The sequence below is a fragment of the Photobacterium sanguinicancri genome (genome assembly GCF_024346675.1).
GTDB lineage: Bacteria > Pseudomonadota > Gammaproteobacteria > Enterobacterales > Vibrionaceae > Photobacterium > Photobacterium sanguinicancri.
The window spans coordinates 844,046-870,406 of sequence record NZ_AP024850.1; the positions used below are offsets into that span (position 1 = coordinate 844,046).

Sequence of the window (26,361 nt, forward strand, 5' to 3'; positions counted from 1 at the left end):
GTAAGGAGTTTCAGTAATGACCGGTATTAATGGTGCAGGTGGCGCTTCCAACCTAACGTATCTTGATCAGCTTAAGGCGATGCAAGATAAAAAGGTCCAAGAAGAACAGAAAACCACAGGTCAGAATGAGCTAAAGCAAGAAGACTTTTTGTCGTTGCTTACCAAGCAACTTGCACAACAAGACCCATTTAAACCTGTGGGTAATGACCAAATGATTGCTCAAATGGCATCATTTGCGACGGTTGATGGTATCAGCCAAATGAATGACCAATTTGGTAGCTTGAATTCAGCAATGACCTCAAGCCAAGCACTACAAGCTTCTTCGCTCGTTGGCCGTGATGTACTGATCCCAAGTTCAACCGCCGTGAAGAGCATCGAAGGTGGTGTTGCGGGCATGGTGAAATTACCACAAGCCCTCGATAACTTGATGGTGCGGATTGAAAACGAACAAGGTCAATTAATTAAGACAATGGATCTTGGTGCGAAACCACCAGGTGAACATCGCCTTGATTGGGATGGTATGGATGAAAACGGCAACCCATTGCCTGAAGGTCGATACCAAGTTAAGGCGGCAGGTCTGGTTGGCGGTGAAAGCCGTGAATTCGACGTATCAACCTATGCAAACGTAAATAGCGTCTTGCTAGGAAATGGTGATGGCAATGTCATGCTAAACCTTGCTGGTTTGGATTCACCATTCAAATTGGCTGAAGTTTTAGAAGTCGGTAAGGTTTAATAAGGTTTAGGGATTCGGAGAATAGATCATGGGTTTTAACATTTCACTTAGTGGTATCGGGGCATCGCAGAAAGACCTTAATACTACCAGTAACAACATTGCGAACTCGAATACATACGGTTTTAAAGAGTCGCGTGCTGAGTTTGGTGATGTGTACTCATCGTCGATTTTTTCGAATGCAAAAACGACCACCGGTGGCGGTGTACAAACTTCAGTGGTTGCTCAGCAATTCCACGAAGGTTCAAGCATCTACACTAATAACCCGCTTGATATGCGTATTTCAGGCAGTGGTTTCTTTGCGGTTGCTGACGATAGCCTACAACCACAAAATAATAGTTTAAGCCGTAACGGTGCATTCCACTTAAACAAAGACAACTACATGGTTAACTCCGAGAACCAGTACTTGCTTGGCTATAAAGTGGACTCAGAAACTGATCAAGTAACATCGTACGAACCACAGGCGTTGAAAGTGCCAGATCAATTTGGTCAGCCTCGTGCATCAACCAATGTGCAAGTGGGTGTGAACTTACCTGCCAATGCAGATGCAAAAGATGCGTCATTGTTTAACCACAATGATCCTGCAACGTACGACAAATCAACCTCAGTAACGATTTACGATTCGCTGGGTCAGCCATATAAGATGAGCACGTATTACACCAAAGATAATACAGCGCCAAATCGCTGGGTATCTCACTATACGGTTACGGATAGTGACGGTGAAAAGCCGTTGAATGTAACTAATGGCGGTTCAACCAGTGCAACGGGTCACAAAGGTACAGTGTTAGACTTTAACTCTGACGGTTCTGTAAAAACCATCAATGGTGGTAATCCTATCGTTACTGATAGCTTTGCAGCGGCAGGTATTCAGATGAACGGTGGTGATGATCAACAAACTCTGACCTTTAATTATGACGAACCAACCCAGTACGCAGCCCCATTTGAGGTGCGCCGCTTTAATGAAGATGGTGCAACAACGGGCTACCTTGCAAAAGTAGACATCGATCCGAAAGGTTCTATCGTTGCGACTTACAGTAATGGTGAAAACGTTACCTTAGGTCGTGTTGGTATGGTACGTGTACCTAATGAACAAGGCCTAGTTTCTAAGGGCGGTACTCAGTGGGTAGCGAGCCAGGACTCAGGTGCGGCAATTTGGGGTGAAGCAACCCAAGGTGCATTTGGTGCGATTAAGAGTGGTACGCTTGAGCAATCAAACATCGATATGACCCAAGAGTTGGTTGATTTGATCACCGCGCAGCGTAACTTCCAGGCTAACTCACGTGCGCTAGAAGTCGATAACCAGCTACAACAAACTATTCTTCAAATCCGTTAATTAGTATGAGTGCTCAGCATTCATCTTTATAAATAGTTCGGATCCTGCTTTATTGATTTTGCCGCCTCTATGTAAGGCGGCAAAATTTGTCATATCTGCCGCCATGAAATTGGCACCCTTCCGTTATATCTTGCCTCCAGTTATCTAACATTTTGATAAGTAACACTATTAAATAGTGGCATATTTATTGCTTAATTCTCGTCATATGATGATGGGAGAGTAATATGGATCGCGCGCTATTTCTTGCCATGAGTGGGGCAAAGCAAGACATGCATGGTATGCAGCTGCATGCCAACAACCTTGCTAACGTAAAAACGACGGGTTTTCGTGCCGATCTTGAACAAGCTCGCAGCATGCAAGCATACGGCGAAGGCTTACCAAGTCGTGTTTTTGCGATGACTGAACGCCCAGGCCAAGATTTCTCGCAAGGCTCAGTAATGACGACGGGTCGTGATTTAGATGTCGCGGTTCAAGACCAAGGTTGGTTAGCCGTGATGGACCCATCAGGCCAAGAAGCCTATACCCGCGCGGGTCACTTAAAAATCGACCAAACGGGTATGTTGCAAAACTCGAATGGTAACTTGATGATGGGTGAAAATGGCGGCCCAATTTTTGTTCCTCTCCCTATCAGTAAAATTCAAATTGGCACTGATGGTACTATCTCGGTATTACCACAAGGTGCGCCACCCGAAGCAATGGAAGTAATTGATCGCTTGAAGCTGGTTCGTCCGGCTAACAATGAACTTTACAAAGATGCGAACGGCTTATTTAAGTCGAAAACACCAGGTAAAACCTACGAAGCGGATGCCAATGTCAAAGTCCTAAAAGGGGCACTGGAAGGCAGTAACGTGAATGCAGTGGGCGAAATGACCAGCATGATCGATCTACAACGCCACTTTGAAATGCAAGTGAAATTGATGAAAACCGCGGAGCAGATGGACGAGGCCTCAAGCTCGTTACTGCGCATGGGTTAATAGGGTAGAAGGAAACTAAGATGCATCCAGCACTATGGGTAAGTAAGACTGGCCTTGACGCTCAGCAAACCAATATTTCAACCATCTCGAATAACTTGGCGAATGCCTCGACCGTGGGTTTTAAAAAGAGCCGTGCGGTATTTGAAGATTTGTTCTACCAAAACATTAATCAGCCGGGCGGCCAGTCGTCGCAAGACACACAATTGCCATCAGGCTTGATGTTGGGTGCCGGTTCAAAAGTGGTGGCTACTCAAAAAGTATTTACCCAAGGTAATACCCAAACAACCAATAATGCGATGGATATGATGATCGAAGGCGATGGCTTCTTTCAAATCATGCTGCCAGACGGCAATATCGGTTATACCCGAAACGGTCAGTTCACGATTAACAATGAAGGCCAATTAGTTACGACAGGTTCTGGTTACGTGCTACAGCCTGAAGTGGCAGTACCGGAAGATGCGGTCGGTATTACGGTTGGTACGGACGGTGAAGTCTCGGCACGTATTCGTGGTCAGCAAGAAAATCAGGTGCTTGGCCAAATCACCACAGTTAACTTTATCAATCCAGGCGGTTTAGAGCCGATTGGTCAAAACCTCTTCCTACCGACAGGTGCTAGTGGTGATCCTCAAGAAGGTGTACCGGGTTTGAATGGCTTAGGTTCTGTTCGTCAGTCGATGTTAGAAACATCGAACGTTAACGTGACGGAAGAACTGGTCAATATGATTGAAGCTCAGCGTGTGTACGAGATGAACTCGAAAGTGATTTCAACCGTCGACCAAATGCTGAGTTACGTAAATCAGCAACTCTAATCCGCCACTGAAAAGAAGGTAGTTGTACGATGATGAAAAAACTGTTGTGTGGTGTGTTTATCATGACCCTTACGGGCTGTGAAATGCTGACGCCACCACCGGATACTGGCAGTGATGTTGAAAAAGCGACCACCAATGTGGATGCGGTTGAAGGCTCAACCGAAAAAGACACAGACTTGGTGGACATGCTGCGTCGTCGTACCGATCCACAGGCGGGAGATCCTGCTTGGGCGAGTCTTCGCCCTCAGCCAAAGCCAGAGCATTACGCAACATCTACAGGATCTTTGTTTAGTCAAACGCAAGTACAAGACTTATACGATGACACCAAACCGCGTGGTATCGGTGACATAGTGACTGTACTGCTTGAAGAAAAGACCCAAGCGAAAAAAAGTGCGAGCTCAGATTTAGACAAGAAAACCGATATGAGCATGGATCCTATGGCGATCGGTGGTCAAAATTTACAAATTGCTGGGCGAGAACTGTCGTACGAAGTGAAAAATCAGAACAAATTTGCAGGGACGACATCAGCTGATCAGAGCAACAGCATTAAAGGTGAAATTTCGGTTGAAGTTATTGATGTGCTAGCGAATGGCAACTTAATGGTACGCGGTGAAAAGTGGTTAACACTTAATACTGGCGATGAATATATCCGAGTTAGCGGTACCATTCGTCCTGACGATATTTCACAAGACAATACGGTTACCTCTACACGAATTACCAATGCGCGTATTCAGTATTCTGGTACGGGTGATCGCCAAGATATTCAAGAACAAGGTTGGTTAGGCCGATTCTTTAACGTCACCTTATAACTGTGGCATTTATTAGGAGCATGAACGTGAACATCCGTCTATTGATAGCCAGCTTGTTGATTCTACTAACGTTACCAGTACACGCAGCGCGCATTAAAGATGTGTCTGAGGTTGCTGGGGTTCGTAGTAACCAATTAGTCGGTTATGGTCTTGTTGTTGGTTTGCCGGGAACCGGTGAAACCACACCGTTCACCGATCAAAGCTTTCGTGCCATGCTACAAAACTTTGGTATTCAATTGCCAGCAGGGCAAAAACCAAAAACTAAAAACGTAGCGGCTGTTGCCGTTAATGCCACATTACCTGCTTTTACCAAGCAAGGTCAGAGTATTGATATTACGGTTTCTTCAATCGGTTCTGCTAAGAGTTTACGCGGCGGTACCTTGTTGCAAACTTTCCTAAAAGGTCTTGATGGCAAGGTATACGCGGTTGCTCAAGGTAGTTTAGTGGTTAGTGGATTCAGTGCTAACGGTGCCGATGGATCTAAAATTGTCGGTAATAACCCAACCGTTGGACGGATTAGTAATGGCGCCATGGTTGAACAAGAAGTGCCAAACCCATTTGGTCGTGGTGATTTCCTGACTTTTAACTTATTTGAATCTGACTTTACGACAGCCCAGCGAATGTCTGACACCGTCAATCAATTTTTAGGCCCTGATATGGCGGCAGCGATTGATGCGACCTCTATTCGAGTGCGTGCGCCTCGAGATGTCAGCCAGCGTGTTGCTTTTTTATCGACGATTGAAAACCTCGAATTTGACCCAGCCGAAGGCGCTGCCAAGATTATTGTTAACTCCCGTACAGGTACCATAGTGGTCGGCCAGCACGTTAAGCTAAAACCTGCGGCGATTACTCATGGTGGCATGACGGTAACGATCCGAGAGAACCCACAAGTCAGTCAACCAAATGCATTTTCGGGAGGGAATACGGTAGTAGTACCCAATTCTGACATTGAAGTGACAGAAGCCGATTCGCGAATGTTTAAATTCGACCCAGGTGTTAGCTTAGATGACTTAGTACGCGCGGTGAACCAGGTCGGTGCTGCACCATCAGATTTAATGGCTATTTTGCAAGCGCTGAAACAAGCGGGTGCTATTGAAGGTCAGCTGATTATTATCTAGTGGTATTTCTGAGTAAGTTGAGAAATACCAAGTAGAAAAAGACCCAATTGAGAAAAGATAATGATTAAAAATGTAGATGCGGGATTTGTTCATGATTTATCAAGCCTTGATCGCTTGCGTGCCGGGATCAAAGATGATGAACAAGGATCGTTACGCGCTGCTGCAGTGCAATTTGAATCAATCTTTACTCAAATGCTGTTTAAATCGATGCGCCAAGCGAATGAAGCGTTTGAATCGGATTTAATGAGCAGCAGTAATACCAAGTTCTTTGAGCAAATGCACGATGAACAAATGGCCAGTGAGCTTAGTAGTACTGGTTCATTAGGCTTAGCTGATTTGATCGTAAATCAACTCGGTGGCGATCAAGAGAAGCCACCTGAAGATGTTATCCGTAATGCGATTCATGATTCTCCGTTGCGTTTACCTGTTGATAAAAATGGTAATAAGCCCGATCAGGCGATGGTAGATAAAGCTGCCAATGACGCGATCTTAGCCATGCAATCGTCGCAAGCTCAGCAATCGGCAGTGATGGCCCCACCGATGGCAAAGGCTAAGCCCGAAACCTTTGATAGCCCAGAACAGTTTGTGAGTAAGCTGCAACCGTACGCTGAAAAAGCAGCCAAGGCATTAGGCACAGATCCGGCGGTATTGATTGCTCAGGCTGCGTTAGAAACCGGCTGGGGTAAAAAAGTCATTAAGAATGCAGCGGGTTCTAGTAATAACTTATTCAACATTAAGGCTGATCCACGCTGGCAAGGTGGCAAAGTGGCAACTAATACCTTGGAGTTTCATAACGGTATCGCGGTGCAAGAGAAAGCCGCTTTTCGTTCGTATAACGACTATCAAGACAGCTTTAACGATTATGTGCGCTTTTTGAATCAAAACCCACGTTATGAAAACGCCCTGAATTCCCCGCAAGATCCACGTCAGTTTATTCGTAACTTGCATCAAGCCGGTTATGCTACCGATCCGAATTACTCACAAAAAGTTATTAGTGTGATGGATAAAGTCACCAGTATGATGAAGTGATAATCAGCGAAGCCACTGGTTTATTGTCAGCAAAAAGCACCTAAAGTAAGGTGCTTTTTTTGTTTCTGTAAGGTACTGATTTTAGTTTTGTTTAGTTGGCTCGAATATTGCATTTAAGTCTGCATTAATCGTATTTTCATGAACAATTTACTGGAGGCGAGATGGGGTTTGACCTACTCAATATGGGGTCGCAGGGCGTTTTAACCGCTCAGCGTCAGCTCAACACCACTAGCCACAATATTAATAACGTTAATACTGAAGGTTATAGCCGTCAGTCAGTTGTTCAGAGCACCAATGATCCAATTTGGTGGGGCGGCAATCAGTACGGTACGGGTGTGCATGCGGCAGAAGTTCGCCGTGGTTATGATCAATTTGCCACCAATGAATTAAACCTCACGACGACGAACCTGAATTACGCCAGCGAACGCGAAGGGCAGTTGGGGCGTTTGGATAATATGTTGGCAAACAGTGCCAAAAAAATTCCAGAAGACATGAACCAATGGTACGACGCCATCAAAGGTATGGCGGATAGCCCGAGTGACATTGGTAGCCGTAAAGTTGTATTAGAAAAAGCCAAACTGGTTGCGGCTGGCCTTAATGACAATCATAAGGTTTTAGCGCAGCAGCAAACTGAAACTAATGAAGTGCTAGGGCGTACGCTGAATCGAGTCAATGATATCGGTCGTGAGCTGGTGGATATTCATAAAGCGATTATCAAAACCCCGACATCGGGCGCTGACAATGATTTATTAGATCGCCATCAAGCACTGATCAATGAATTGTCGCAATACACCAAAGTGACGGTGACTCGCAAGAATGAAGAAACCTTCAACATCATGATTGGCAGTGGCCATACGCTAGTATCAGGTACTGAGTCGAGCCAATTACAGATGGTGGATGGTAATCCCGATCCGCGTCAAACCCAGCTTGCTATGGTTGAAGGCCAATCACTTAAAACGATTCGTAATGATGATATTGGTGGCAAACTGGCTGCATTATTTCAGTTTAGAGATGAAACGTTAGCACAAGCAATGGACGAAATGGGCCGTATTGCGGTGGGTTTCTCCGACTCGATGAATGAACTGCAATCGCAAGGTTTAGACTTGAAAGGCCAAGTGGGAGAAAATATTTTCCATGATATAAATAGCCCCGAAAGTGCGGGGTCACGCGCCTTGATCCCGAAAGGTTCTACGGCGGCAGTCAACGTTTATATTGATGATATTAAAGCGTTAAAGTCGGGCGAATATCAACTAAGTTTTGATGGTAGCCAACACAAGTTAGTTTCACCTGATGGCCAGAGTCAAACCGTGATGCCAAGTGGCACTCCCCCTAAATTTAGCGTCGATGGGTTAGAAATTGAAATTGCAGCACCGATTGGGATTGGTGAACCGATTTTAATTCGCCCAACACGTACTTCTGCCAGCGAAATCCGTGTAACCATGGATGACCCAGCTAAACTGGCAGCGCAAAGTTACATGAGTTCAGCAACAAAAGCGCATGGTACTGCTGATTTACAGGTATCAACCCCAGGTGCATTACGTGAATTCCAAGTAGCTATTTCACCTGATGCCAGCCAGTTCGCTGTACTTGATATGAAAGGGCAAATTTTGCAGGCACCACAGACGTACCCGCCAGCAGGAGATGTAACAGTAAACGGTACCAGTTTTAGCTTAAGTAATGGCGCACTGGGTAACGATGTCTTTGCGGTTAACTTAAATGCTGCGGTGGGTGATAACGGTAACCTAATAAAAATGCAGGATGTGCAAACGGCAAAGGTAATGAACGATGGCCGCTCTACGGTATTGGATGTCTACGAAGGGCTCAATACGGATATGGGAGTGCAAAAAGCATCGGCAAGCCGTTTACGTGAAGTGGGCTTAGTGGAAAAAGATGCCGCTGAAAGCCGAGTGGCTGAAATATCAGGGGTCAACCTTGATGAGGAGGCTGCCAATATGATGCGCTTCCAACAGTCTTATGCCGCCTCGTCCCGTATTATGACGGTGGCGAATGAAACCTTTGAAACCTTGCTGAATGCATCTCGCTAGGGAGTAACTTGATATGATCACTCGTATGGCTACCTTCCATAACTATCGTTCAGTTGCGAATGATATGAATCGCCAACAAGTCAAAGTTGCTGAAAATCAGCAGCAGTTAGCATCCGGCAAACGGTTATTAACGGCTGGTGATGACCCTGTTTCATCGATTTATATTCAGAATTTCGATCAACAAAATACTCAAATAGATCAATCGCTGAAAAGCATCACGATGGCACGAAACCGTCTTAATAATGAAGAAACAGCGGTTGCTGAAGTTGAAAATTTGCTTGATGAAGCAAAGCGAAAATCCATGCTGATGGTCAACGGTTCACTATCAGCCGATGACCGTATTGCGCATAAGCAAGATATGCAGGGTTTATACGACTCGTTCATGAACGTAGTGAACAGCCAAGATGAATCTGGCAACTTTGTGTTTGCTGGTACGCGTTACAATAAACAACCTTTCTTTCGCGATAACAATGGTGTTGTGGCTTATGCGGGTGACAGTTATCAACGTATGGCTAAAGTCTCAGCATCGGTTGATGTACCCATTAACGATGCTGGCGATAAACTCTTTTTAGAGGTTGCTAACCCCTATGGTGATTATCAGCCTGACTATGATTTAAAAAGTGGCTCTCTGCTGCTGTTATCTAACGCGACCAATACTAACAACGCTGATAAAGCCGCGTATGACGTGACCTTTACCAATACTGCAGCTGGAACCAACTATGAGTTATTCCAAAACGGAGTATCGGTGCAGCAAGGTAAATACGAGGCGGATACTGGGATTCAGTGGGGAACGTTACAAGTTGATTTAGAAGGCGAAATTAAAGATGGCGATAAAATTAGCCTAAATCGCCAAGAGCATGTCAATGTTTTTGAAGCGTTTCGCCGTGGTATCGAATTATCTGATAGCAGTGTATCAGATGCATCGGCCAGTGCAGAATTACACCAGGTCGCCGCTGAACTGTCTGAAGGGTTTAAACATATTAACCGGGTGCGCTCAGAGGTAGGTACACGCTTACAAACATTGGACCGCCAAGAAGATATGCATCAAGACTTTAAGATTGTCATGAGTGAAGCTCGTGGCACATTAGAGGATTTGGACTATCCAAGTGCGGTAATTGAATTGAACGAAAACATGATGTCTCTGCAAGCATCGCAACAAGCGTTTGCGAAGACAAAAGATTTGAATTTGTTTAATTATATTTAAAGCACCTAGATGAAAAGGACGATATACGCAGTCCTGTCCTAAAAGCCTTTGCGAGTAAGCAAAGGCTTTTTTGATCGTGCTAGGTTTACCGTGTTTACTTATTGATCTGCAAAGTCGTTTTTAATACGCTGGCTGATGGCTTCAATCATAGGGTATTTATTCCCCATCATTGGTGGGAAGCGGAAGAAAAACTCCTGTTTCTCATTCATATCGCCAAAGTACTCCGTTGGCTCTGCAAAGTTCGATTCATTTGAGCCGGCACCATAAACATAACAAGGAGTGGTTGTCGTCACGGTTAACATATGTACAGCGGTTGGTGCCGTAAAGACAATATCAAGTGAATTCATAACGGCAGCAGTGGCGAGGAAATCATCACGCAGATCTAATCCTTCAAGCTGAATCACTTTCACGCCGCTTAGCTTCTCTATTTTTTTCAATTCTTTGCTGCACTCACCGTACTGCAAGTTGTAGAAGCTAGCATCAGGAAATTGCTTAATAAAGTGCGCAACTTCATGGGTTTTCAAGAAGTTAATATTACGGGATGCAGACCCTAGACCGCTTCGCCAGCTGATGCCGATTCTGAGCCCTTTACCTGAATGTTGGGTATCAACCTTGTCTTGCCATTGCTGCTTTAGGTCGGCAGGAAATACACCATAATGAGGTTTAGCCCAGTGTTTGCCCTTTTCTCCATAGATTTCACCACCAAGACTGCCCGCAGGGATCCAGCTCGTACATTGCTGAACAACCTCGGTTGGAATATCAAGTAAGTGCTTTTCTTGAGAGCGTTTTAGCGGAATGTAGCTAACCGTAGGATAGGCGAGTGATAAATAAGGGACAAGTCGCTGATCACAAGCGACAAATACCTTTTTCACACGCTCTATAATAAAGTTGAGGTTATGATAAAAACGGATTTCATCACCAACGCCTTGTTCAGGTAGAACAATAACCGTTTCTTCTTTTGTTGATAGGCTTGCGTGCCAGCGAGGCATGTCACTCGTATGATTAACACGCTCATCAAGCTCAATACCCAGTTCATAAGCTGGGTAGTATTCTTGCCAGTTGTTGCGGTGTAAAAACAAGATATGCTGAAGCCAGCGCATTTGTAAATTGTCAGGAGTCATGCGAAAAACATCAGTAAAATAGCTCTCTGCTTGTTGAATATCGCCTAAGTACCAAGTGACTTCGGCTTTGTAGCTGAGTAATTCATTGAGTCGTTTTTGAGATGCTCCCACCATGGCTTGATCAATACAATCTATGGTGGCTTGCATTGCTTCTGGTGTGTAGTTATGACGATTTCGTAATAAATGAAAGCTACATAAGGTGTACAAATAGCAAATATCGTTATCTTCTGGATAGCGTTGCTTTAACGCTTTGCCCAGAGTTTCACCTTGGATCCACTGTTTGTCTTTGACGCACATGACGAGCCATTGTTTTTCAATTTGCGCATGTTGGCCAGCTTCTCGGACGAAGTTTTGGCAAACGAGTCGGCCTTCTGAATATTGATTTAGTCGGGCATACACTTTGGATAATAAAAGTGCAGCAAGTTCATCGGCAGGATTGATCGATAGTAATCGCTTGAGCTGGTGGGCAGCTTCAATATTTTTCTCTTGTACCATCAACAACTGTGACCATTTATGAATCGCATCACGGTTATTTTCATCTAACGATAGAATCGCAACAATGAGTTGTTCGGCTTGCTCATTTTGACCTTGAGTCATCAAGGTCTCGGCAACTGCAAGTGTTTCGGCAATCTCAGTATCGAGTTGTTGTGCTTTATGTTGCTTTATTTGATCGAGCTGTTTTTGATCGCGTTTGCTGGCACCACGTTGCCCCATTAGCGCGGTAAGCTCTTGCCGCAGTTGCAATGCAGTGGCATTCGTTGGATCGAGGGATAAAACATCTTCTGTAAAATTCAATGCGTCTTTGTTGCGGCCTTGGGCTTTAATGGCAATAGCAAGATCGAGAATAAGAGAAAGATCTTGAGGCGCTAGGCTCTGAGCATGACGAAGTTTTGTTTCAGCGGCAGTAAAATCGTGATCTTCCATATCCAAGACAGAGAGTACTTGTAAAACAGGTAAAGAGTCAGGGGAGGCAGCGAGGATTTGCTCGAAGATATTTCTCGCCGTCTCTTTTTCACCCTTTTGGTAATGTTCCACCGCTAAGTTAAACGCCTCTTCTAGCGTTAAGGACGTATTACTTGTCTCGCTCGTCATTGTTTATTCTCAGCTACAGCTATAGTTATGGCTGATTATAAAGCAAGAAGTGTACCTACAGGGAATTCTTGAGCGGGAATAGGCACCCCTTTGCCACTACGGTTATTCTTTTCTTTGTGATTTATTTTAAGTTATTGAAAATAAATATTTAAGTTTTTTGGCACACTTATTGCTAAATGCATGGGGTGGCAATAAGCATTGCCGATAATTTAATGATATTAGATAGCTAGTCCCGCTTCATTGTCTTTTGGATTGACTGTTGCGGGTAGGCTGTTTCGCTGAAGACAGCGAAAGTCAAAGGAGAGCAAAATGGGTGTAACCGTAAACACCAACGTGTCTGCCATGACTGCGCAGCGTTACCTGAACAAGGCATCAGAAGATCTTGGTCGTTCAATGGAACGCTTATCGACAGGTGAGAAGATCAATAGTGCAAAAGATGATGCTGCTGGTTTGCAGATTTCTAATCGCTTAGTGGCGCAAACACGCGGCCTAAACGTTGCAATGCGTAATGCTAACGACGGTATTTCGATTGCTCAAACTGCTGAAGGCGCGATGCAAGAGTCAACCAGCATCCTGCAACGTATGCGTGACTTATCCCTTCAATCATCGAACGGCGCAAACTCGGACGATGATCGTGTTGCAATGCAAGAAGAAGTTTCTGCACTGCAAGATGAACTTAACCGTATTGCTGAAACGACTGCCTTTGGTGGCCGTAAGCTATTGAACGGTACATTTGGTGAAGCTGCATTCCAAATTGGTTCTGATTCTGGTGAAGCTATTATTATGGGTATCACTAGTGTGCGTGCCGACCATACTGATATGGGTGGCCAGAAGGTAGTGGCAACCGGTATGGCAGAGCCTACTTGGACTGCGGGTTCAAGTAACGTCATGAAAATTAAGATTGATGGTGAGGCTTCGCCGTCTATTTCGATCGACCTTATCGAAGGCGATGATATTGAAGAAGTGGCAACACGCATCAATGGTCAGTCTAACGGTCGCGTTAATGCATCGGTAACGGAAGAAGGTAAGCTACAAATCTTCTCTGACGAAGGCAGTATTGAAATTGATGGTACAACGAAACTAGCGCAAGGTGTTGATGCCGCGGGTGCTGCTGCTGATATCTTTGCTGCAGGTGCCACAAGTACTTTAACCACAGTGCAAGAAGTGGATGTTAAGTCCGTAGGGGGCGCGCAATCTGCGGTCAGTGTTATCGATGCTGCGCTTAAATATATTGATAGCCAACGAGCTGATTTAGGTGCGAAACAGAACCGCCTTGGCCACACTATTAATAACTTGGCTAACGTATCTGAAAACGTATCTCAGTCGAATAGTCGAATTCGTGATACTGATTTTGCCAAAGAAACAACAGAGATGACGAAGAGTCAGATCTTGCAACAAGCAAGTACGTCTATTCTTGCGCAAGCAAAACAAGTACCTCAAGCGGCAATGACGTTACTTCAATAAACCAAATCACATTTTACTAAACGGCAAGAGGTTTCCTCTTGCCGTTTTTTTTGCTGTAGTTACGTGCTTTTTTCTGCATTTATCCTATTTCCATAATTCATTGCCTTTGGTGGTTGGCCTTTTTTCTTATTTTTCAAAAAAAAACTTAAAGGTTTTCGAAACCATGCCGTTACAACTCTTGAATAAAGATTATAAAGGTTTTGCCGGCTGGGCTGGTCAAGCCATTCTGAATAAGTAAGGAGATACATTATGGCAGTTACAGTAAATACTAACGTTTCTGCAATGACCGCTCAGCGTTATTTAAACCAAGCGTCTGAAGCGTCTGGCAAATCAATGGAACGTCTTGCGACTGGTAGTAAGATCAACAGTGCGAAAGATGATGCTGCTGGTCTTCAAATCTCCAACCGTTTGATGACTCAAAGCCGCGGCCTAGATGTTGCAGTACGAAATGCTAACGATGGTATTTCAATGGCGCAAACCGCTGAAGGTTCAATGCAAGAAACAACTAGCATCCTACAGCGTATGCGTGACTTGTCTCTACAGTCTTCAAACGGCTCAAACTCTGCAGAAGACCGTGAGTCAATGCAAGGTGAGGTCACAGCACTTCAAGACGAACTTAACCGTATCGCAGAAACCACGTCTTTCGGTGGTACTAAACTGCTTAATGGTACGTTTAACACGCGTTCTTTCCAAGTGGGTGCGGATTCAGGTGAAGCCGTACAAATGGAAATTAAAAACGTTCGTGCTGATGAATCAAAAATGGGTGGCCAAGTTCATACTGCTACCAATGGCGCTTCTGCTGGCTGGGAAGTGAAAACAGGTTCATCATTAACAATTAAAGTTAATGGTGGCGCAACTATCGATGTTAACGTTAAAGCTGGCGACGATATCGAAGAGCTTGCAACCAAAATTAACGGTGCAGTTGATGGTATCAACGCATCAGTAGGTGACGACGGTAAACTACAAGTTGTTTCTGCTGCTGGTGAGTCAGTCACATTTGCTGGTGGTGTTGGTACATCCCTAGGCCTAACAAGTGGCGCTGGTACGAAAGAAACAATCCAAGATGTTGATATTCAAAATGTTGCAGGCGCACAAAAAGCGGTAGCACTTATTGATAACGCCCTAAAATACGTTGATTCAAACCGTGCAGAGCTTGGTGCTTCGCAAAACCGTTTGAACCACACCATTAACAACTTGAATAACGTTAATGAGAACGTATCGGCATCTAACAGCCGTATCCGTGATACAGACTTCGCGAAAGAAACGACTGAAATGACGAAGAACCAGATTCTTTCTCAAGCTTCTACGTCTATCTTGGCGCAAGCGAAACAAACGCCACAAGCGGCACTTAGCCTATTAGGTTAATCGCTGATAAGACGGCAAGGTGAAGACCTTGCCGTTTTTCTGTTTACTGGAAGGTAATAGATAATGGAAATAAAACCCGTTGCTATATCTCAGCTGCCTTCATCCACTTCTTCGCAACACTCCTCATCTGGCACGAATGTTGCAGATAAATCTGGCAGCACAACACCACTTTCTCAATCAAGACACCAAGAGCAAGCTGTAAAAAGTAGCGATCAAGGCAAAACTGATGTTCGCCGTGTGGAACAAACCGTTTCGCTTGAAGAAAAACAACAAATTCAACAGCAAGAATTGGCAAAAATGGTTGAGAGCATCGAAGAGTTTGTTGGTACTTTAAATAAAGGGCTAGCATTTCGCTTAGACGAAGACTCTGGTCGGCAAATTATTACCGTTTACGATAAAAAAAGCGGTGAAATTGTCAGGCAGATCCCTGATGAAGATTTATTGTCACTATCTCGTCAGTTAGCAACACACTCTGGGGGATTGTTTACCACCCAAGTTTAAATTTGATTCGTTCGAGGATGTAAATGAATATTGGTTCCGCAACGGCGTCTGGCCTTGATATCAACACGATGGTGAATAAAATTGTTGATTCTGAGCGTGCCCCGAAAGAAGCGCGGATCAATGAACAACGCGGACAAATCAGCACCACTATCAGTGCCTACGGGCAACTCAAAAGCTCCCTTGATGGCATGAAAAACATGATGGCAGACTTTCGCCGTAATGATGCCTTCTCTGCGCGTATGGTCACCGTTGATAACGATGAAGTACTTAACCCATCGGTTGATGCGGACGCTATTCCTGGTAAATACACCATTGATGTGCAGCAACTCGCACAGTCCCATAAAATTGTCTCAGGCTCATTTGATGAAAAAGACAAATTAGGTGCGGGTAAACTATCCATCGCCCTTGGCGGTAAGCATTTCAATGTAGAGATACCAGAAGACGAAAGTAAAGCCTTAGATGTGGTTCGCCATATTAATCGCCACCCCGCCAATACTGGGGTGATGGCGTCGTTAATTAAAGATGATGTAGGTACTCGCTTAGTCTTATCATCGGATAAACCCGGTGAAGATAACACTATTAAGGTCAGGGTTGATGCTCCCATTACGAGCACGCTGCAGAAGTTTGGGTTTAATCCTAATAATGAATTGAACTCGATGAGTGAAATGCAGGTAGCAAAAGACTCTAGAGTGTTGATTGATGGCTTAGCGGTTGTCACTAGCCAAAACAATGTGATTGAAGATGCGATTAAAGGGGTCGATCTCAATTTAGAAAAAGTGACGGATGGTATCGATGTTAAACCCGTAGTGGTTGAAGTCGCTTACGATCGTGACTCCGTTAGAGGCGCAATCGAGCAGTTTGTTCAAGCTTATAACCAATTTGAGAATACGTCTGAACGGCTCGCGAAATTTGATCCGCAAAGCCAAGAAAAAGGCCCATTAGTGGGTGACAGCATCGTTCGTATTTCAAATAATCAATTGCGTGCTGCATTTTCAACGCCGCTAGAAAAGGCACCTGAATCACTGTCAACGTTGAGTGAGCTTGGGATCAAGACCACCCTTGAAGGTAGCTTAGAAATTGATTACAAAGTGCTTGATAAGCACTTAGATAAGAACTTCAGTGATGTGGGTGAGTTTCTTGGTGGGCGAAACGGTTTTGCTCGTAAAATAGAAGAGTTGATCCACGCTCATACAGGGATCACTGGCAGTATTCGTAGCCGTGAAAATAGCTTAAATGACCAAGTGTTAGATCTTAATAACGATCAAGACAAGTTAGATCGACGCATGGACAGTGTGCAAAAGCGAACCTTTGATCAGTTTGCGGCAATGGATAATGCGATGGGTAAAATGCAGAGTCAATTTGGTTCAATGATGAGTATGATGCCACAGTAAAGTGACTTTGGTGTCGTGATAAAGAGATTTCAGTATGCAGCAATTAGATCAGCTAGATGAAAAGTTAGCCGCCTTATTGGCAACAAACACCGAGTTGGCAACAGAAACAGAGGTTGATTCTGAGCAGCTGCAGCAGTTATTACAGCAACGTGAAGTGTTGCTACAAGAATTAATGGCGCACCCAGAACGGTTGAATAAACCACAATGGCAAGCTGCCGTAGAAAGAACATCGTTGTTGCTTGAGCAGATCCGTTACCACAGGGACAGATCCGCCGGCCAACTTAAACGACTCCAGCACGGGCAACGCTCGATGCAGATTTATAATAAATTTCGGTAAGGTAAGTAATCATGGCAATGAGAGGCTCTCTTCAGGCTTATAAACGTGTATCCGTTGATAGCCAGCTAACATCAGCGACCCCACACCGTGTGGTACAAATGCTTATGGCTGGTGCTATCGAGCGTTTAATTCAAGGTAAAGCAGCCATGCAGCAAGGCTCTATTGCTGTGAAAGGTGAGCGTTTAGGTAAGGCATTGGACATCGTCATAAGCCTACGAGGCTGTTTATCAATGGAAGATGGTGGTGAAATTGCGACCAACCTTGATTCACTATATGACTTTATGATTCATCAGATCTCTACCGCCAATCAAAACAACGAACCTGAAAAACTGGACGACGTTGTTGATATTCTTCGAGAGATAAAATCTGCTTGGGATCAGATCCCAACTGAATTTCATTCAATGACACAGCTTGATAATTAAGCAACCACCTCGCAAAATTACTTCTGGTTTGTACTGGGGTCACAGGTTTTTGTCGTCCCCAGTTGCCATCTGCTGTGCATTTATTACAATAGGCAGTTATGAATTTTGGTAGCTGTTCCTTTTTAGAATACGCCACAAAATAAAATCCCCCATAAAGGCAGGCAGTTAGACCTATGCAAGGCTTAGCTAAAACTCTCGTTATTGATGACGATTTGCAGCACCGACATGACTTAAGTGTCATTTTAAATTTTGTGGGTGAACAGCATGAAGCCGTCTCAACAGGTGAAGTGCACAGTTCACTTTTAGATCAAGCCTGGGGAGCGTGTTTACTTGGTAAAATTAGCTCGCCAATTGCGCTGACCAAGATTTTGGATTTTCTTCAAATTCACCATCACATTCCAGTGATCGCATTATCAACACATAATAGTGAAGTCGCAGGCCTCTCAAACTATGTGGGTGAACTTGAATTACCGCTTCATTATCCTCAGCTGACAGATGCGTTACGCCATTGCCAAGAGTTTCTTGGTAAGCGTAGCTTCCATGTCCCTCAGCTTGGTAGGAAAAACACCTTATTCCGTAGCATGGTTGGTCGCAGTGAAAGCATCAGCCAAGTGCGTCATCTGACTGAACAAGTTTCAGCAACAGATGCGAGTGTCTTGATTTTAGGTGAGTCTGGTACGGGTAAAGAAGTTGTTGCTCGTAACATCCATTACCATTCATCTCGCGGTAAAGGCCCATTCGTCCCTGTAAACTGTGGCGCAATTCCACCTGATTTACTTGAAAGCGAACTGTTTGGCCATGAAAAAGGGGCGTTTACTGGAGCGATAGCTTCACGTAAGGGCCGTTTTGAATTAGCGGATGGCGGTACATTATTCCTTGATGAGATTGGTGATATGCCAATGTCGATGCAAGTGAAGTTACTGCGCGTACTGCAAGAGCGTAGCTTTGAACGCGTTGGTGGTAACCAAACGATTAAAGTTAACGTGCGCATTGTAGCGGCGACTCACCGTAACTTAGACGAGATGATAACTGCGAATCAGTTCCGTGAAGATTTGTATTATCGTCTCAATGTCTTCCCAATCGAAATGCCAGCGTTACGTGAACGTATCGAAGATACGCCATTATTATTACAAGAGTTACTGGCGCGTATGGAAGCTGAAGGGGCTAAGCCTATTCACTTTACACCCCGTGCCATTAATTCCTTAATGGAACATGATTGGCCGGGCAATGTGCGTGAACTAGCCAACTTAGTTGAACGCTTAATTATTTTGTACCCAGGTGAAATGGTGGATGTGAATCATCTACCGATGAAATATCGTTACAGCGAGTTACCTGACTTCCAACCAGAAGATAATAACTTCTTGTCGGTAGAAGATCAGGAGCGTGCAGCCTTAGCCGATATGTTTGCCTCTTCATTTGAAGATGAGTCTCACGATGACAATGCCGCGTTTAGTGATCTACCTCCTGAAGGACTTAACCTTAAAGAGATGCTTGCTGAACTTGAAATTGACATGATACGTCAAGCGCTTGACGCTCAAGGTGCGGTTGTTGCACGTGCTGCCGACATGTTAGGTATGCGTCGTACAACACTTGTTGAAAAAATGCGCAAATATGGCTTAAACAAAGCCAGCTAATCGAGTTAAAAATCGCGTGTCATTTTTATGACGCGCGTTATTACCTTCCTATAAAGCTCAATTCATTGAAAATCAACGTTTTTTATTGGCACGAAATATGCTTAATAGGGTTAAGTGTTAAATTATTTCGAGCTGAATCAAATTACGTATGGATCAACAAGAATCACCACTAGGCTCTTTGAGTCAACAGGTCAGTCGTTATAAGCAAGTATTGGATGTCTTGCCTGCAGGTGTGATCTTGTTAGACCCTATGGGATGTGTTTGCGAAGCGAATCCTGAAGCACAGCGCTTATTAGACACCCCGTTAGCGGGTGAACGTTGGTTTGATGTGATACAACGTGCCTTTTCACCGAAAGAAGATGATGGACATGAAGTTTCTTTACGTAATGGTCGTAAAGTAAAGCTTGCGATTTCAGCGTCCGATGCCGGGCAACTTATTCTGATCACCGATATGACAGAAACACGGTTACTGCAATCTCGTATCGGTGATATGCAGCGCATGTCGTCATTAGGGCGTATGGTTGCATCGCTTGCTCACCAAGTACGTACACCGTTATCGAGTGCCATGCTTTACGCATCTAACTTGTCATCACCGAATTTGAATGAACAAACTCGTGATCGCTTTCAAACCAAGTTGGTGGATCGTTTACACGATCTTGAAAAGCAAGTGAATGACATGCTGTTATTTGCCAAAGGTGGTGATAACAAAGTCGTCGCGCAGTTTACATTAGAAGCTTTACTCAATGAGCTTGAACCTATGGTTGAAGCGCAGGTTCTTGCCCAGAAAATTGATTTTAGTATTGATTGTGATGACGAAAGTTTACTGATCTTAGGCAACGCTAACGCCCTTGCGAGTGCGTTAAGTAACTTGATCACCAACGCGATCCAAATTGCGGGCAAAGAAAGCCAAGTTTCCTTAGTATGTCAATCGAGCCAAGATCAGATCCACCTAAGTGTGATTGATAATGGACCTGGCATTGCACCTGACATGCAAGCCAAAATATTAGAGCCCTTTTTTACCACTCGCCAACAAGGTACAGGCCTTGGTCTTGCCGTGGTTCAAATGGTGACTAAAGCACATAAAGGTCGCCTTTCGTTAGTGTCGGAAGAGGGACAAGGGGCATGTTTCACTGTTTCATTGCCAATGGCAGACACCGTTGCCACAGAGAGTGACCATGTTGCTCAGTACGCTGAAAATACCCCAATGGGAGAATTATAAATGAACACAAGCCGAGTCTTAGTTGTAGAAGATGATGAAGGTCTGCGTGAAGCACTCGTCGATACATTGGCCCTTGCAGGGTATCAATGGATAGAGGCAGATAGTGCAGAACAAGCGCTTTTGTTATTGAAATCTGAGTCGGTAGATATTGTGGTTTCAGACGTACAAATGGCAGGCATGGATGGCTTAGGTTTACTGCGTAATATCAAACAACATTGGCCTAAAATCCCAGTGTTGCTAATGACAGCGTACGCCAATATTGAAGATGCTGTTGCGGCGATGAAAGAAGGTGCTATCGATTACATGGCAAAGCCATTTGCGCCTGAAGTTTTGCTTAATATGGTGAGCCGTTACGCGCCCGTCAAAATGGAAAGCAGCCAAGCGATTGTGGCTGATGAAAAAAGTTTAAAGTTGTTAGCGTTAGCCGATAAAGTCGCTAAAACTGATGCCAGCGTAATGGTACTTGGCCCAAGTGGCTCAGGTAAGGAAGTGATGTCTCGCTATATTCATCAGCAATCTCATCGAAACACCAAACCATTTGTCGCCATTAACTGTGCTGCGATTCCGGACAATATGCTGGAAGCGACTTTATTTGGCTATGAAAAAGGGGCGTTCACGGGGGCAATTCAAGCTTGCCCTGGTAAATTTGAACAAGCACAAGGTGGAACTATTTTGCTGGATGAAATCAGCGAAATGGACCTGAACCTGCAAGTTAAATTATTACGTGTATTGCAAGAACGAGAGGTTGAGCGTTTAGGTAGCCGTAAGAGCATTAAGCTGGATGTACGCGTATTGGCAACCAGTAACCGTGATTTAAAACAGTATGTGTCTGAAGGTAACTTCCGTGAAGACTTATACTATCGCTTGAATGTATTCCCATTAGTTTGGCCTTCGCTGGCTGAACGTACTGGGGATATTTTGCCATTAGCGAAACATTTACTAGAGCGTCATTGCGTTAAACAAGGTAATGCTGTACCAACATTTACTGTTCAAGCTCAGCAGAAGTTATTGGAGTATCAATGGCCTGGTAATGTGCGAGAGCTTGATAATGTTATCCAGCGAGCAATGATTTTAGCGAATGGTCCACAGATTGATGCTGATGCCATTTTGCTAGAAAGTTTAGACTGGCTTGATGCATGTAGTATCCAACCCGCGTACGATAACGCGTTAGCCCCAACAGTCAGCCCTGTTGCACAGCCTGCTCCTATGAATAATGTGGCAAGTTCAGGTAATAATGGCCGTGAAGGCTTGGGCAATGAGTTGCGGGAACAAGAGTTTGCCATCATTCTTGATACGATTCATGCGTGCGAAGGTCGCCGAAAAGAGGTTGCCGAGCAATTGGGGATCAGCCCACGAACGCTTCGCTATAAATTGGCGAAAATGCGTGATGCAGGTATCGAAATCCCATTGTAAGAGCGACCTAGTTAGCAAAGCAGGTGCAATGGCATGACGTTTGATGTTTTATTGTCTGAAATGCGTGCTAATAAATCGCTCTGTCAATATAATGGCAAACACAATCAATATAATTACTACTCTCTCATTATCCTTAGATGTGATTATGTCATCTTAGTGGGAGAGAGCCATGAGGTAGCGAATGAAAATCAGTGGTCTTCAATCTGAAATGCAAACCATGGCATTAGAAGCGCAGAACACAACACGTCCTGCGACAGCTCAGCAAGTGAATGCTGATTTTGGTGATTTACTTGGCGATGCCATTAAATCGGTAAACCAACTGCAAGGTGAGTCGAGTGCGTTACAGACTCGTTTTGATCAAGGCGACCGTAGTGTTAGCCTTTCCGACGTAATGATAGCCCGGAATAAATCCAGCGTTGCTTTTGAAGCAACCGTACAAGTGCGTAATAAGCTGGTGGAAACGTATAAAGAAATGATGAATATGCCAGTTTAATTCGGGAATTAATTCGTGTCTGAACAATCACAAAATCACGATCTGGCACTCGCTGGCAATAGTAGCTCAGCGGTTGTTTCAGCAGAGGGTGATCTTGAACTACAAAATCCAGATTTAGAGGCGAAAAGCGCTTCCAAGGTTGACGGTCTACTCGGCAACCTCGATTTGCTGCGTCAGGTGATCCTTGTCTTATCAGTTGCGATTTGCGTTTCGTTGATCGTGATGGTCGTGATGTGGATTAAAGAGCCTGAAATGCGTCCACTCGGCACCTATCAGACTGAAGAATTGATCCCAATTCTTGACCATTTTGATCAGCAAAAAATTCCTTATGTACTGGATGGCAATACGATCCGAGTGCAAAGTGATAACTATGCCTCCGTTAAGCTTGAGCTTTCTCGTGCCGGGCTTAATAACGCAGTGGCCGAAGGTGACGATATTCTGCTGCAAGATATGGGATTTGGTGTATCGCAACGGTTAGAACAAGAACGATTGAAATTAAGTCGTGAGCGTCAACTTGCGCGAGCCATTGAACAAATTCGCCATGTCCGTAAAGCTCAAATCTTATTAGCGATGCCAAAACAAAGTGTATTTGTGCGTCATAATCAAGAAGCAACGGCGACGGTATTTTTGACCTTGTCATCGAATACGTCTCTGGGCCAGCAAGAAGTCGATTCGATCGTTGACATGGTAGCGACGGCTGTACCAAGCCTTAAGCCAACACGTGTTACGGTGACCGATCAACATGGTCGTTTACTGAGTTCAGGTACCGAAGACCCATCGGCAACGGCTAAACGTAAAGAATACGAGCACGAACAAAAGCAAGAAAGAGCGCTACGTGACAAGATCGACTCTATCTTAATTCCTGTTTTAGGTCTGGGTAACTACACCTCACAGGTGGATGTATCTCTCGATTTTAGTGCGATAGAAGAAACACGGAAAAAATTCGACCCCTCAACGCCATCAACGCGTAGCGAATACACATTAGAAGATTACAATAACGGTAATATTGTTGCTGGTATTCCAGGTGCTCTGAGTAACCAACCGCCTGCTGATGCGTCTATCCCTCAGGATGTACGTGATTTACAGAGTGGCAAGGGATCGAACAATGGCAAAGTACACCGTGAAGCCACGCGTAACTTTGAGCTTGATACCACCATCAGCCATAAACGTGCTCAAACGGGGGTTATTAGCCGACAAACCGTTTCTGTGGCAGTTGATTACAAAAATGTCACCAATCCAGAAACGGGTGAGGTGACACGAGTCCCCGTTAGTGAAGCTGAATTACAAAAAATTCGTCGTTTGCTAATGGGTGGCGTTGGTTTCGCTGAGTACCGTGGTGACATGCTAGAAGTCATTTCAGTACCGTTTGCGCTCCCTGAACAACCTGTATTGGCCGATCTTCCTATCTGGGAACACGAAAACTTTAATACATGGGTACGCTGGCTAGCTGCGGCACTGGTGATCATCGTGGTATTGATGACGCTGGTTCGTCCTGCTATGCGTAAGCTGCTGTACCCGAACCAATCTGAAGATGGCACGCCATTGGATGAACATGGTTTACCTATCATTAATCGGGATAGCGATGGCCTAGGCCTTATTGGTTCTGATTTAGATGGTAGTGATGGTTTTGATCTCAGCAGTAGTGGATTAGATTTACCGAACTTGCACAAAGATGAAGACTTACTGAAAGCCGTTCGTGCCTTAGTGGCGAATGAACCAGATCTTGCGGCGCAGGTCGTGAAAACGTGGGTAAATGAAGATGGCTGATGAAGCTGACAAAATAGATGAAAAAAAGTTTGATGTAACCAGCTTATCAGGTACTGAAAAAGCCGCGATTTTATTGCTTAGTTTAAGTGAGCAAGATGCAGCAAGCATCATCCGTCATTTTGAACCCAAACAGGTTCAGCGTGTTGGTGGCATCATGGCGAGCATGAACGATTTAAGCCAAGAAAAACTGTCTGCCGTTCATCGTAATTTTCTAGAAGATATCCAAAAATACACCAGTATTGGTATGGGTAGCGAAGACTTCGTACGAAATGCCTTGGTAGCAGCACTGGGTGAAGATAAAGCCAATAACTTGGTCGATCAGATCCTTATGGGCAGTGGTTCTCGAGGTTTGGACTCTTTGAAATGGATGGACCCTCGTCAGGTGGCAAGTATCATCTTAAACGAGCACCCACAGATCCAAACGATTGTACTGTCGTATTTAGAGCCTGAACAGTCAGCCGAAATATTAGCCCAGTTCCCTGAACGTGTTCGCCTTGATCTTATGATGCGTATTGCCAACCTTGAAGAAGTTCAGCCAGCAGCATTGCACGAGCTAAACGACATCATGGAGAAACAATTTGCGGGTCAAGCGGGTGCGCAAGCAGCGAAAATTGGCGGCTTGAAAGCAGCGGCAGAAATCATGAACTACCTCGACAACAATGTTGAAGGTTTGTTGATGGATCAAATTCGCGATAATGATGAAGACATGGCAACCCAAATCCAAGACTTGATGTTTGTGTTTGATAACCTTGCAGAAGTTGACGATCGTGGTATTCAAGCCTTGCTACGCGATGTTCCACAAGAGCTACTGCAAAAAGCCCTTAAAGGGGCTGATGATCTGCTGCGTGATAAAATCTTACGTAACATGTCGAAGCGTGCAGCTGAAATGCTGCAAGACGACCTTGAAGCCATGGGACCAATTCGTGTGGCAGATGTAGAATCGGCACAAAAAGAAATTCTATCTATCGCTCGTCGCCTCGCTGATGCTGGAGAGCTGATGCTGTCGGGTGGTGGTGGTGATGAGTTCTTATAAGTGATGAACCGTAGCTATCTAATCAATAATCTAGCTGGAATCCAACAAGGCGGAGTATTTAATGAGCACTGATCGCCGTCGTGGATTTATGCGTGTTTCAGAGCATCAAGCACAAGAACTCGAGCGCTGGGCGTTTCCCGATTATGCCGAGGAACAGTTAGAGCCGCGTGATAACGCGATGAACTATGATCCGCAGTGGGAACCTGAACCATTAGAGCCAGAAGAAGAGCCTGGTCCTCCGCCATTAACCGCGGCAGATTTAGACGACATTCGCCAATCGGCTTATGAAGAAGGATTAACCGAAGGGCGCACCTCAGGTCATGCTGAAGGTTTTGACATCGGCAAGCAAGAAGGGCTTGAATCAGGTTTACTTGAAGGCCGAGAGCAAGGCCACGCCGAAGGTCTCCAACAAGGCCAAACTGAAATATCAGCCCATGTTGCAGCCTTGGTGAAACTGGCTGAACAGCTAGCGACGCCGTTACAACAACTTGACGGTGAAGTTGAAAATCAAATGGTTGCCATGGTCACCAGTTTGGCGAAAGAGCTGATCCGAGTTGAAGTGCAAACTAACCCACAAGTGATCTTACAAACCGTACGTGAAGTGATTGCCGAATTACCAATGGCAGGGCGTACGATTACCTTACAACTACACCCTGATGATCTCGCAATTGTACGTGATGCCTATAACGAAGATGATCTTGCCGATCGCCAATGGAAGCTACAAGCTGAGCCAGCCATGAACCGTGGTGATCTTCATGTTCAGTCTGGTGACTCTAATGTCGATTTCTTTATGGACGATCGCATTCGCCAGCTATTAGAGCAATTTCAAGGTGTAAATAAACAACATGGTGGTGAGTAATGTCATCACCTTACTCTGAGCATCCGCTAACGGATGATCCGCAACAGCCTTTACCACATCAAGCTGGCGTTACTGGTCAAGTGGAAGAAAACCAGCAAGGCTTTGATCAACAAAGCTCGGATCTACAAAGTACCAATCCACAAAGCAGCGATCTACAAAGTGCTGAGCCGCAAACTGACGCAGCACTTGTTTCAACACC

23 protein-coding genes are annotated in these 26,361 nt (G+C 44.7%); 22 read left to right on the forward strand and 1 reads right to left on the reverse strand.

Features of this window, described 5'->3' with window-relative positions; genetic code table 11:
• Window positions 1–16 precede the first annotated feature (16 nt).
• The 9 genes from flgD to flgL all read left to right on the forward strand — a co-directional run bounded on the left by flgD (window position 17) and on the right by flgL (window position 10,051).
• Window positions 17–733, forward strand: a complete 717-nt coding sequence (gene flgD, locus OCU87_RS04230; RefSeq protein ID WP_062688094.1) for a flagellar hook assembly protein FlgD — start codon at window positions 17–19, stop codon at window positions 731–733.
• Between the two features lie 28 nt (window positions 734–761).
• Window positions 762–2,063 carry a flagellar hook protein FlgE gene (flgE, locus tag OCU87_RS04235; RefSeq protein ID WP_062688095.1) on the forward strand — a complete coding sequence of 434 codons (1,302 nt, stop codon included), beginning with the start codon at window positions 762–764 and terminating at the stop codon, window positions 2,061–2,063.
• A 224-nt stretch (window positions 2,064–2,287) separates the two neighbouring features.
• Complete coding sequence (gene flgF / locus OCU87_RS04240; RefSeq protein WP_062688096.1) at window positions 2,288–3,037, forward strand: flagellar basal-body rod protein FlgF; 750 nt, start codon at window positions 2,288–2,290, stop codon at window positions 3,035–3,037.
• Window positions 3,038–3,057: 20 nt separating this feature from the next.
• Complete coding sequence (flgG, locus tag OCU87_RS04245) at window positions 3,058–3,846, forward strand: flagellar basal-body rod protein FlgG (protein WP_062688097.1); 789 nt, start codon at window positions 3,058–3,060, stop codon at window positions 3,844–3,846.
• Window positions 3,847–3,878: 32 nt separating this feature from the next.
• Complete coding sequence (gene flgH / locus OCU87_RS04250; RefSeq protein WP_062688158.1) at window positions 3,879–4,655, forward strand: flagellar basal body L-ring protein FlgH; 777 nt, start codon at window positions 3,879–3,881, stop codon at window positions 4,653–4,655.
• A gap of 26 nt (window positions 4,656–4,681) precedes the next feature.
• Complete coding sequence (locus OCU87_RS04255; RefSeq protein ID WP_390960453.1) at window positions 4,682–5,773, forward strand: flagellar basal body P-ring protein FlgI; 1,092 nt, start codon at window positions 4,682–4,684, stop codon at window positions 5,771–5,773.
• A gap of 63 nt (window positions 5,774–5,836) precedes the next feature.
• The gene (flgJ, locus tag OCU87_RS04260) at window positions 5,837–6,802 is read left to right on the forward strand and encodes a flagellar assembly peptidoglycan hydrolase FlgJ (protein WP_083540800.1); all 966 of its coding nucleotides are present in this window, start codon (window positions 5,837–5,839) and stop codon (window positions 6,800–6,802) included.
• Between the two features lie 161 nt (window positions 6,803–6,963).
• Window positions 6,964–8,847: a flagellar hook-associated protein FlgK gene (flgK, locus tag OCU87_RS04265; protein WP_261857887.1), complete on the forward strand. Its 1,884-nt coding sequence runs from the start codon at window positions 6,964–6,966 to the stop codon at window positions 8,845–8,847.
• Between the two features lie 13 nt (window positions 8,848–8,860).
• Window positions 8,861–10,051, forward strand: a complete 1,191-nt coding sequence (gene flgL, locus OCU87_RS04270; protein WP_062688100.1) for a flagellar hook-associated protein FlgL — start codon at window positions 8,861–8,863, stop codon at window positions 10,049–10,051.
• A 98-nt stretch (window positions 10,052–10,149) separates the two neighbouring features.
• Here flgL and OCU87_RS04275 read toward each other — a convergent pair whose 3' ends face one another.
• Entirely contained in the window at window positions 10,150–12,264 is a 2,115-nt protein-coding gene (locus OCU87_RS04275; protein WP_261857888.1) for a tetratricopeptide repeat protein, read from the reverse strand.
• Between the two features lie 342 nt (window positions 12,265–12,606).
• On the opposite strand from OCU87_RS04275, the gene OCU87_RS04280 reads away from it, so the two are divergent.
• The 13 genes from OCU87_RS04280 to fliH all read left to right on the forward strand — a co-directional run bounded on the left by OCU87_RS04280 (window position 12,607) and on the right by fliH (window position 26,162).
• On the forward strand, window positions 12,607–13,728 hold the full coding sequence (locus tag OCU87_RS04280; RefSeq protein WP_390960790.1) for a flagellin: 1,122 nt from the start codon (window positions 12,607–12,609) through the stop codon (window positions 13,726–13,728).
• Between the two features lie 249 nt (window positions 13,729–13,977).
• Entirely contained in the window at window positions 13,978–15,093 is a 1,116-nt protein-coding gene (locus OCU87_RS04285; protein ID WP_094955860.1) for a flagellin, read from the forward strand.
• 63 nt (window positions 15,094–15,156) lie between these two features.
• Window positions 15,157–15,594, forward strand: coding sequence for a flagellar protein FlaG (locus OCU87_RS04290; protein WP_062688106.1), 438 nt, complete (start codon window positions 15,157–15,159; stop codon window positions 15,592–15,594).
• Between the two features lie 23 nt (window positions 15,595–15,617).
• On the forward strand, window positions 15,618–16,985 hold the full coding sequence (fliD, locus tag OCU87_RS04295) for a flagellar filament capping protein FliD (protein WP_094955861.1): 1,368 nt from the start codon (window positions 15,618–15,620) through the stop codon (window positions 16,983–16,985).
• Window positions 16,986–17,019: 34 nt separating this feature from the next.
• Window positions 17,020–17,322 carry a hypothetical protein gene (locus OCU87_RS04300; RefSeq protein WP_062688109.1) on the forward strand — a complete coding sequence of 101 codons (303 nt, stop codon included), beginning with the start codon at window positions 17,020–17,022 and terminating at the stop codon, window positions 17,320–17,322.
• A 17-nt stretch (window positions 17,323–17,339) separates the two neighbouring features.
• Window positions 17,340–17,744: a flagellar export chaperone FliS gene (gene fliS, locus OCU87_RS04305; protein ID WP_062688160.1), complete on the forward strand. Its 405-nt coding sequence runs from the start codon at window positions 17,340–17,342 to the stop codon at window positions 17,742–17,744.
• 173 nt (window positions 17,745–17,917) lie between these two features.
• A complete protein-coding gene (locus OCU87_RS04310) occupies window positions 17,918–19,378 on the forward strand; it encodes a sigma-54 dependent transcriptional regulator (protein ID WP_094955862.1) in 1,461 nt (486 codons plus the stop codon).
• A 148-nt stretch (window positions 19,379–19,526) separates the two neighbouring features.
• Entirely contained in the window at window positions 19,527–20,597 is a 1,071-nt protein-coding gene (locus tag OCU87_RS04315) for a sensor histidine kinase (RefSeq protein WP_261857889.1), read from the forward strand.
• Window positions 20,598–22,010 carry a sigma-54-dependent transcriptional regulator gene (locus tag OCU87_RS04320; RefSeq protein ID WP_261857890.1) on the forward strand — a complete coding sequence of 471 codons (1,413 nt, stop codon included), beginning with the start codon at window positions 20,598–20,600 and terminating at the stop codon, window positions 22,008–22,010. It abuts the gene before it with no gap.
• Between the two features lie 181 nt (window positions 22,011–22,191).
• Window positions 22,192–22,503, forward strand: a complete 312-nt coding sequence (gene fliE, locus OCU87_RS04325) for a flagellar hook-basal body complex protein FliE (protein ID WP_062688113.1) — start codon at window positions 22,192–22,194, stop codon at window positions 22,501–22,503.
• A 15-nt stretch (window positions 22,504–22,518) separates the two neighbouring features.
• On the forward strand, window positions 22,519–24,270 hold the full coding sequence (gene fliF, locus OCU87_RS04330; protein WP_261857891.1) for a flagellar basal-body MS-ring/collar protein FliF: 1,752 nt from the start codon (window positions 22,519–22,521) through the stop codon (window positions 24,268–24,270).
• On the forward strand, window positions 24,263–25,303 hold the full coding sequence (gene fliG / locus OCU87_RS04335; protein ID WP_062688116.1) for a flagellar motor switch protein FliG: 1,041 nt from the start codon (window positions 24,263–24,265) through the stop codon (window positions 25,301–25,303). The genes fliF and fliG overlap by 8 nt, the downstream gene beginning before the upstream one ends.
• Before the next feature lie 61 nt (window positions 25,304–25,364).
• Window positions 25,365–26,162 carry a flagellar assembly protein FliH gene (gene fliH / locus OCU87_RS04340; protein WP_094955866.1) on the forward strand — a complete coding sequence of 266 codons (798 nt, stop codon included), beginning with the start codon at window positions 25,365–25,367 and terminating at the stop codon, window positions 26,160–26,162.
• Window positions 26,163–26,361 lie beyond the last annotated feature (199 nt).

What these genes read in the sequence shown, in the direction of transcription:
- OCU87_RS04285 (WP_094955860.1), top strand. Translation starts at nt 13,978, where the DNA reads ATGGCAGTTACAGTAAATACTAACGTTTCTGCAATGACCGCTCAGCGT.
- OCU87_RS04320 (WP_261857890.1), top strand. Translation starts at nt 20,598, where the DNA reads ATGAACACAAGCCGAGTCTTAGTTGTAGAAGATGATGAAGGTCTGCGT.
- flgG (WP_062688097.1), top strand. Translation starts at nt 3,058, where the DNA reads ATGCATCCAGCACTATGGGTAAGTAAGACTGGCCTTGACGCTCAGCAA.
- OCU87_RS04280 (WP_390960790.1), top strand. Translation starts at nt 12,607, where the DNA reads ATGACTGCGCAGCGTTACCTGAACAAGGCATCAGAAGATCTTGGTCGT.
- flgF (WP_062688096.1), top strand. Translation starts at nt 2,288, where the DNA reads ATGGATCGCGCGCTATTTCTTGCCATGAGTGGGGCAAAGCAAGACATG.
- flgL (WP_062688100.1), top strand. Translation starts at nt 8,861, where the DNA reads ATGATCACTCGTATGGCTACCTTCCATAACTATCGTTCAGTTGCGAAT.
- OCU87_RS04300 (WP_062688109.1), top strand. Translation starts at nt 17,020, where the DNA reads ATGCAGCAATTAGATCAGCTAGATGAAAAGTTAGCCGCCTTATTGGCA.
- flgK (WP_261857887.1), top strand. Translation starts at nt 6,964, where the DNA reads ATGGGGTTTGACCTACTCAATATGGGGTCGCAGGGCGTTTTAACCGCT.
- OCU87_RS04290 (WP_062688106.1), top strand. Translation starts at nt 15,157, where the DNA reads ATGGAAATAAAACCCGTTGCTATATCTCAGCTGCCTTCATCCACTTCT.
- OCU87_RS04275 (WP_261857888.1), bottom strand. Translation starts at nt 12,264, where the DNA reads ATGACGAGCGAGACAAGTAATACGTCCTTAACGCTAGAAGAGGCGTTT.
- flgD (WP_062688094.1), top strand. Translation starts at nt 17, where the DNA reads ATGACCGGTATTAATGGTGCAGGTGGCGCTTCCAACCTAACGTATCTT.
- fliD (WP_094955861.1), top strand. Translation starts at nt 15,618, where the DNA reads ATGAATATTGGTTCCGCAACGGCGTCTGGCCTTGATATCAACACGATG.
- flgE (WP_062688095.1), top strand. Translation starts at nt 762, where the DNA reads ATGGGTTTTAACATTTCACTTAGTGGTATCGGGGCATCGCAGAAAGAC.
- fliH (WP_094955866.1), top strand. Translation starts at nt 25,365, where the DNA reads ATGAGCACTGATCGCCGTCGTGGATTTATGCGTGTTTCAGAGCATCAA.
- fliG (WP_062688116.1), top strand. Translation starts at nt 24,263, where the DNA reads ATGGCTGATGAAGCTGACAAAATAGATGAAAAAAAGTTTGATGTAACC.
- fliS (WP_062688160.1), top strand. Translation starts at nt 17,340, where the DNA reads ATGAGAGGCTCTCTTCAGGCTTATAAACGTGTATCCGTTGATAGCCAG.
- fliE (WP_062688113.1), top strand. Translation starts at nt 22,192, where the DNA reads ATGAAAATCAGTGGTCTTCAATCTGAAATGCAAACCATGGCATTAGAA.
- OCU87_RS04310 (WP_094955862.1), top strand. Translation starts at nt 17,918, where the DNA reads ATGCAAGGCTTAGCTAAAACTCTCGTTATTGATGACGATTTGCAGCAC.
- OCU87_RS04315 (WP_261857889.1), top strand. Translation starts at nt 19,527, where the DNA reads ATGGATCAACAAGAATCACCACTAGGCTCTTTGAGTCAACAGGTCAGT.
- flgH (WP_062688158.1), top strand. Translation starts at nt 3,879, where the DNA reads ATGAAAAAACTGTTGTGTGGTGTGTTTATCATGACCCTTACGGGCTGT.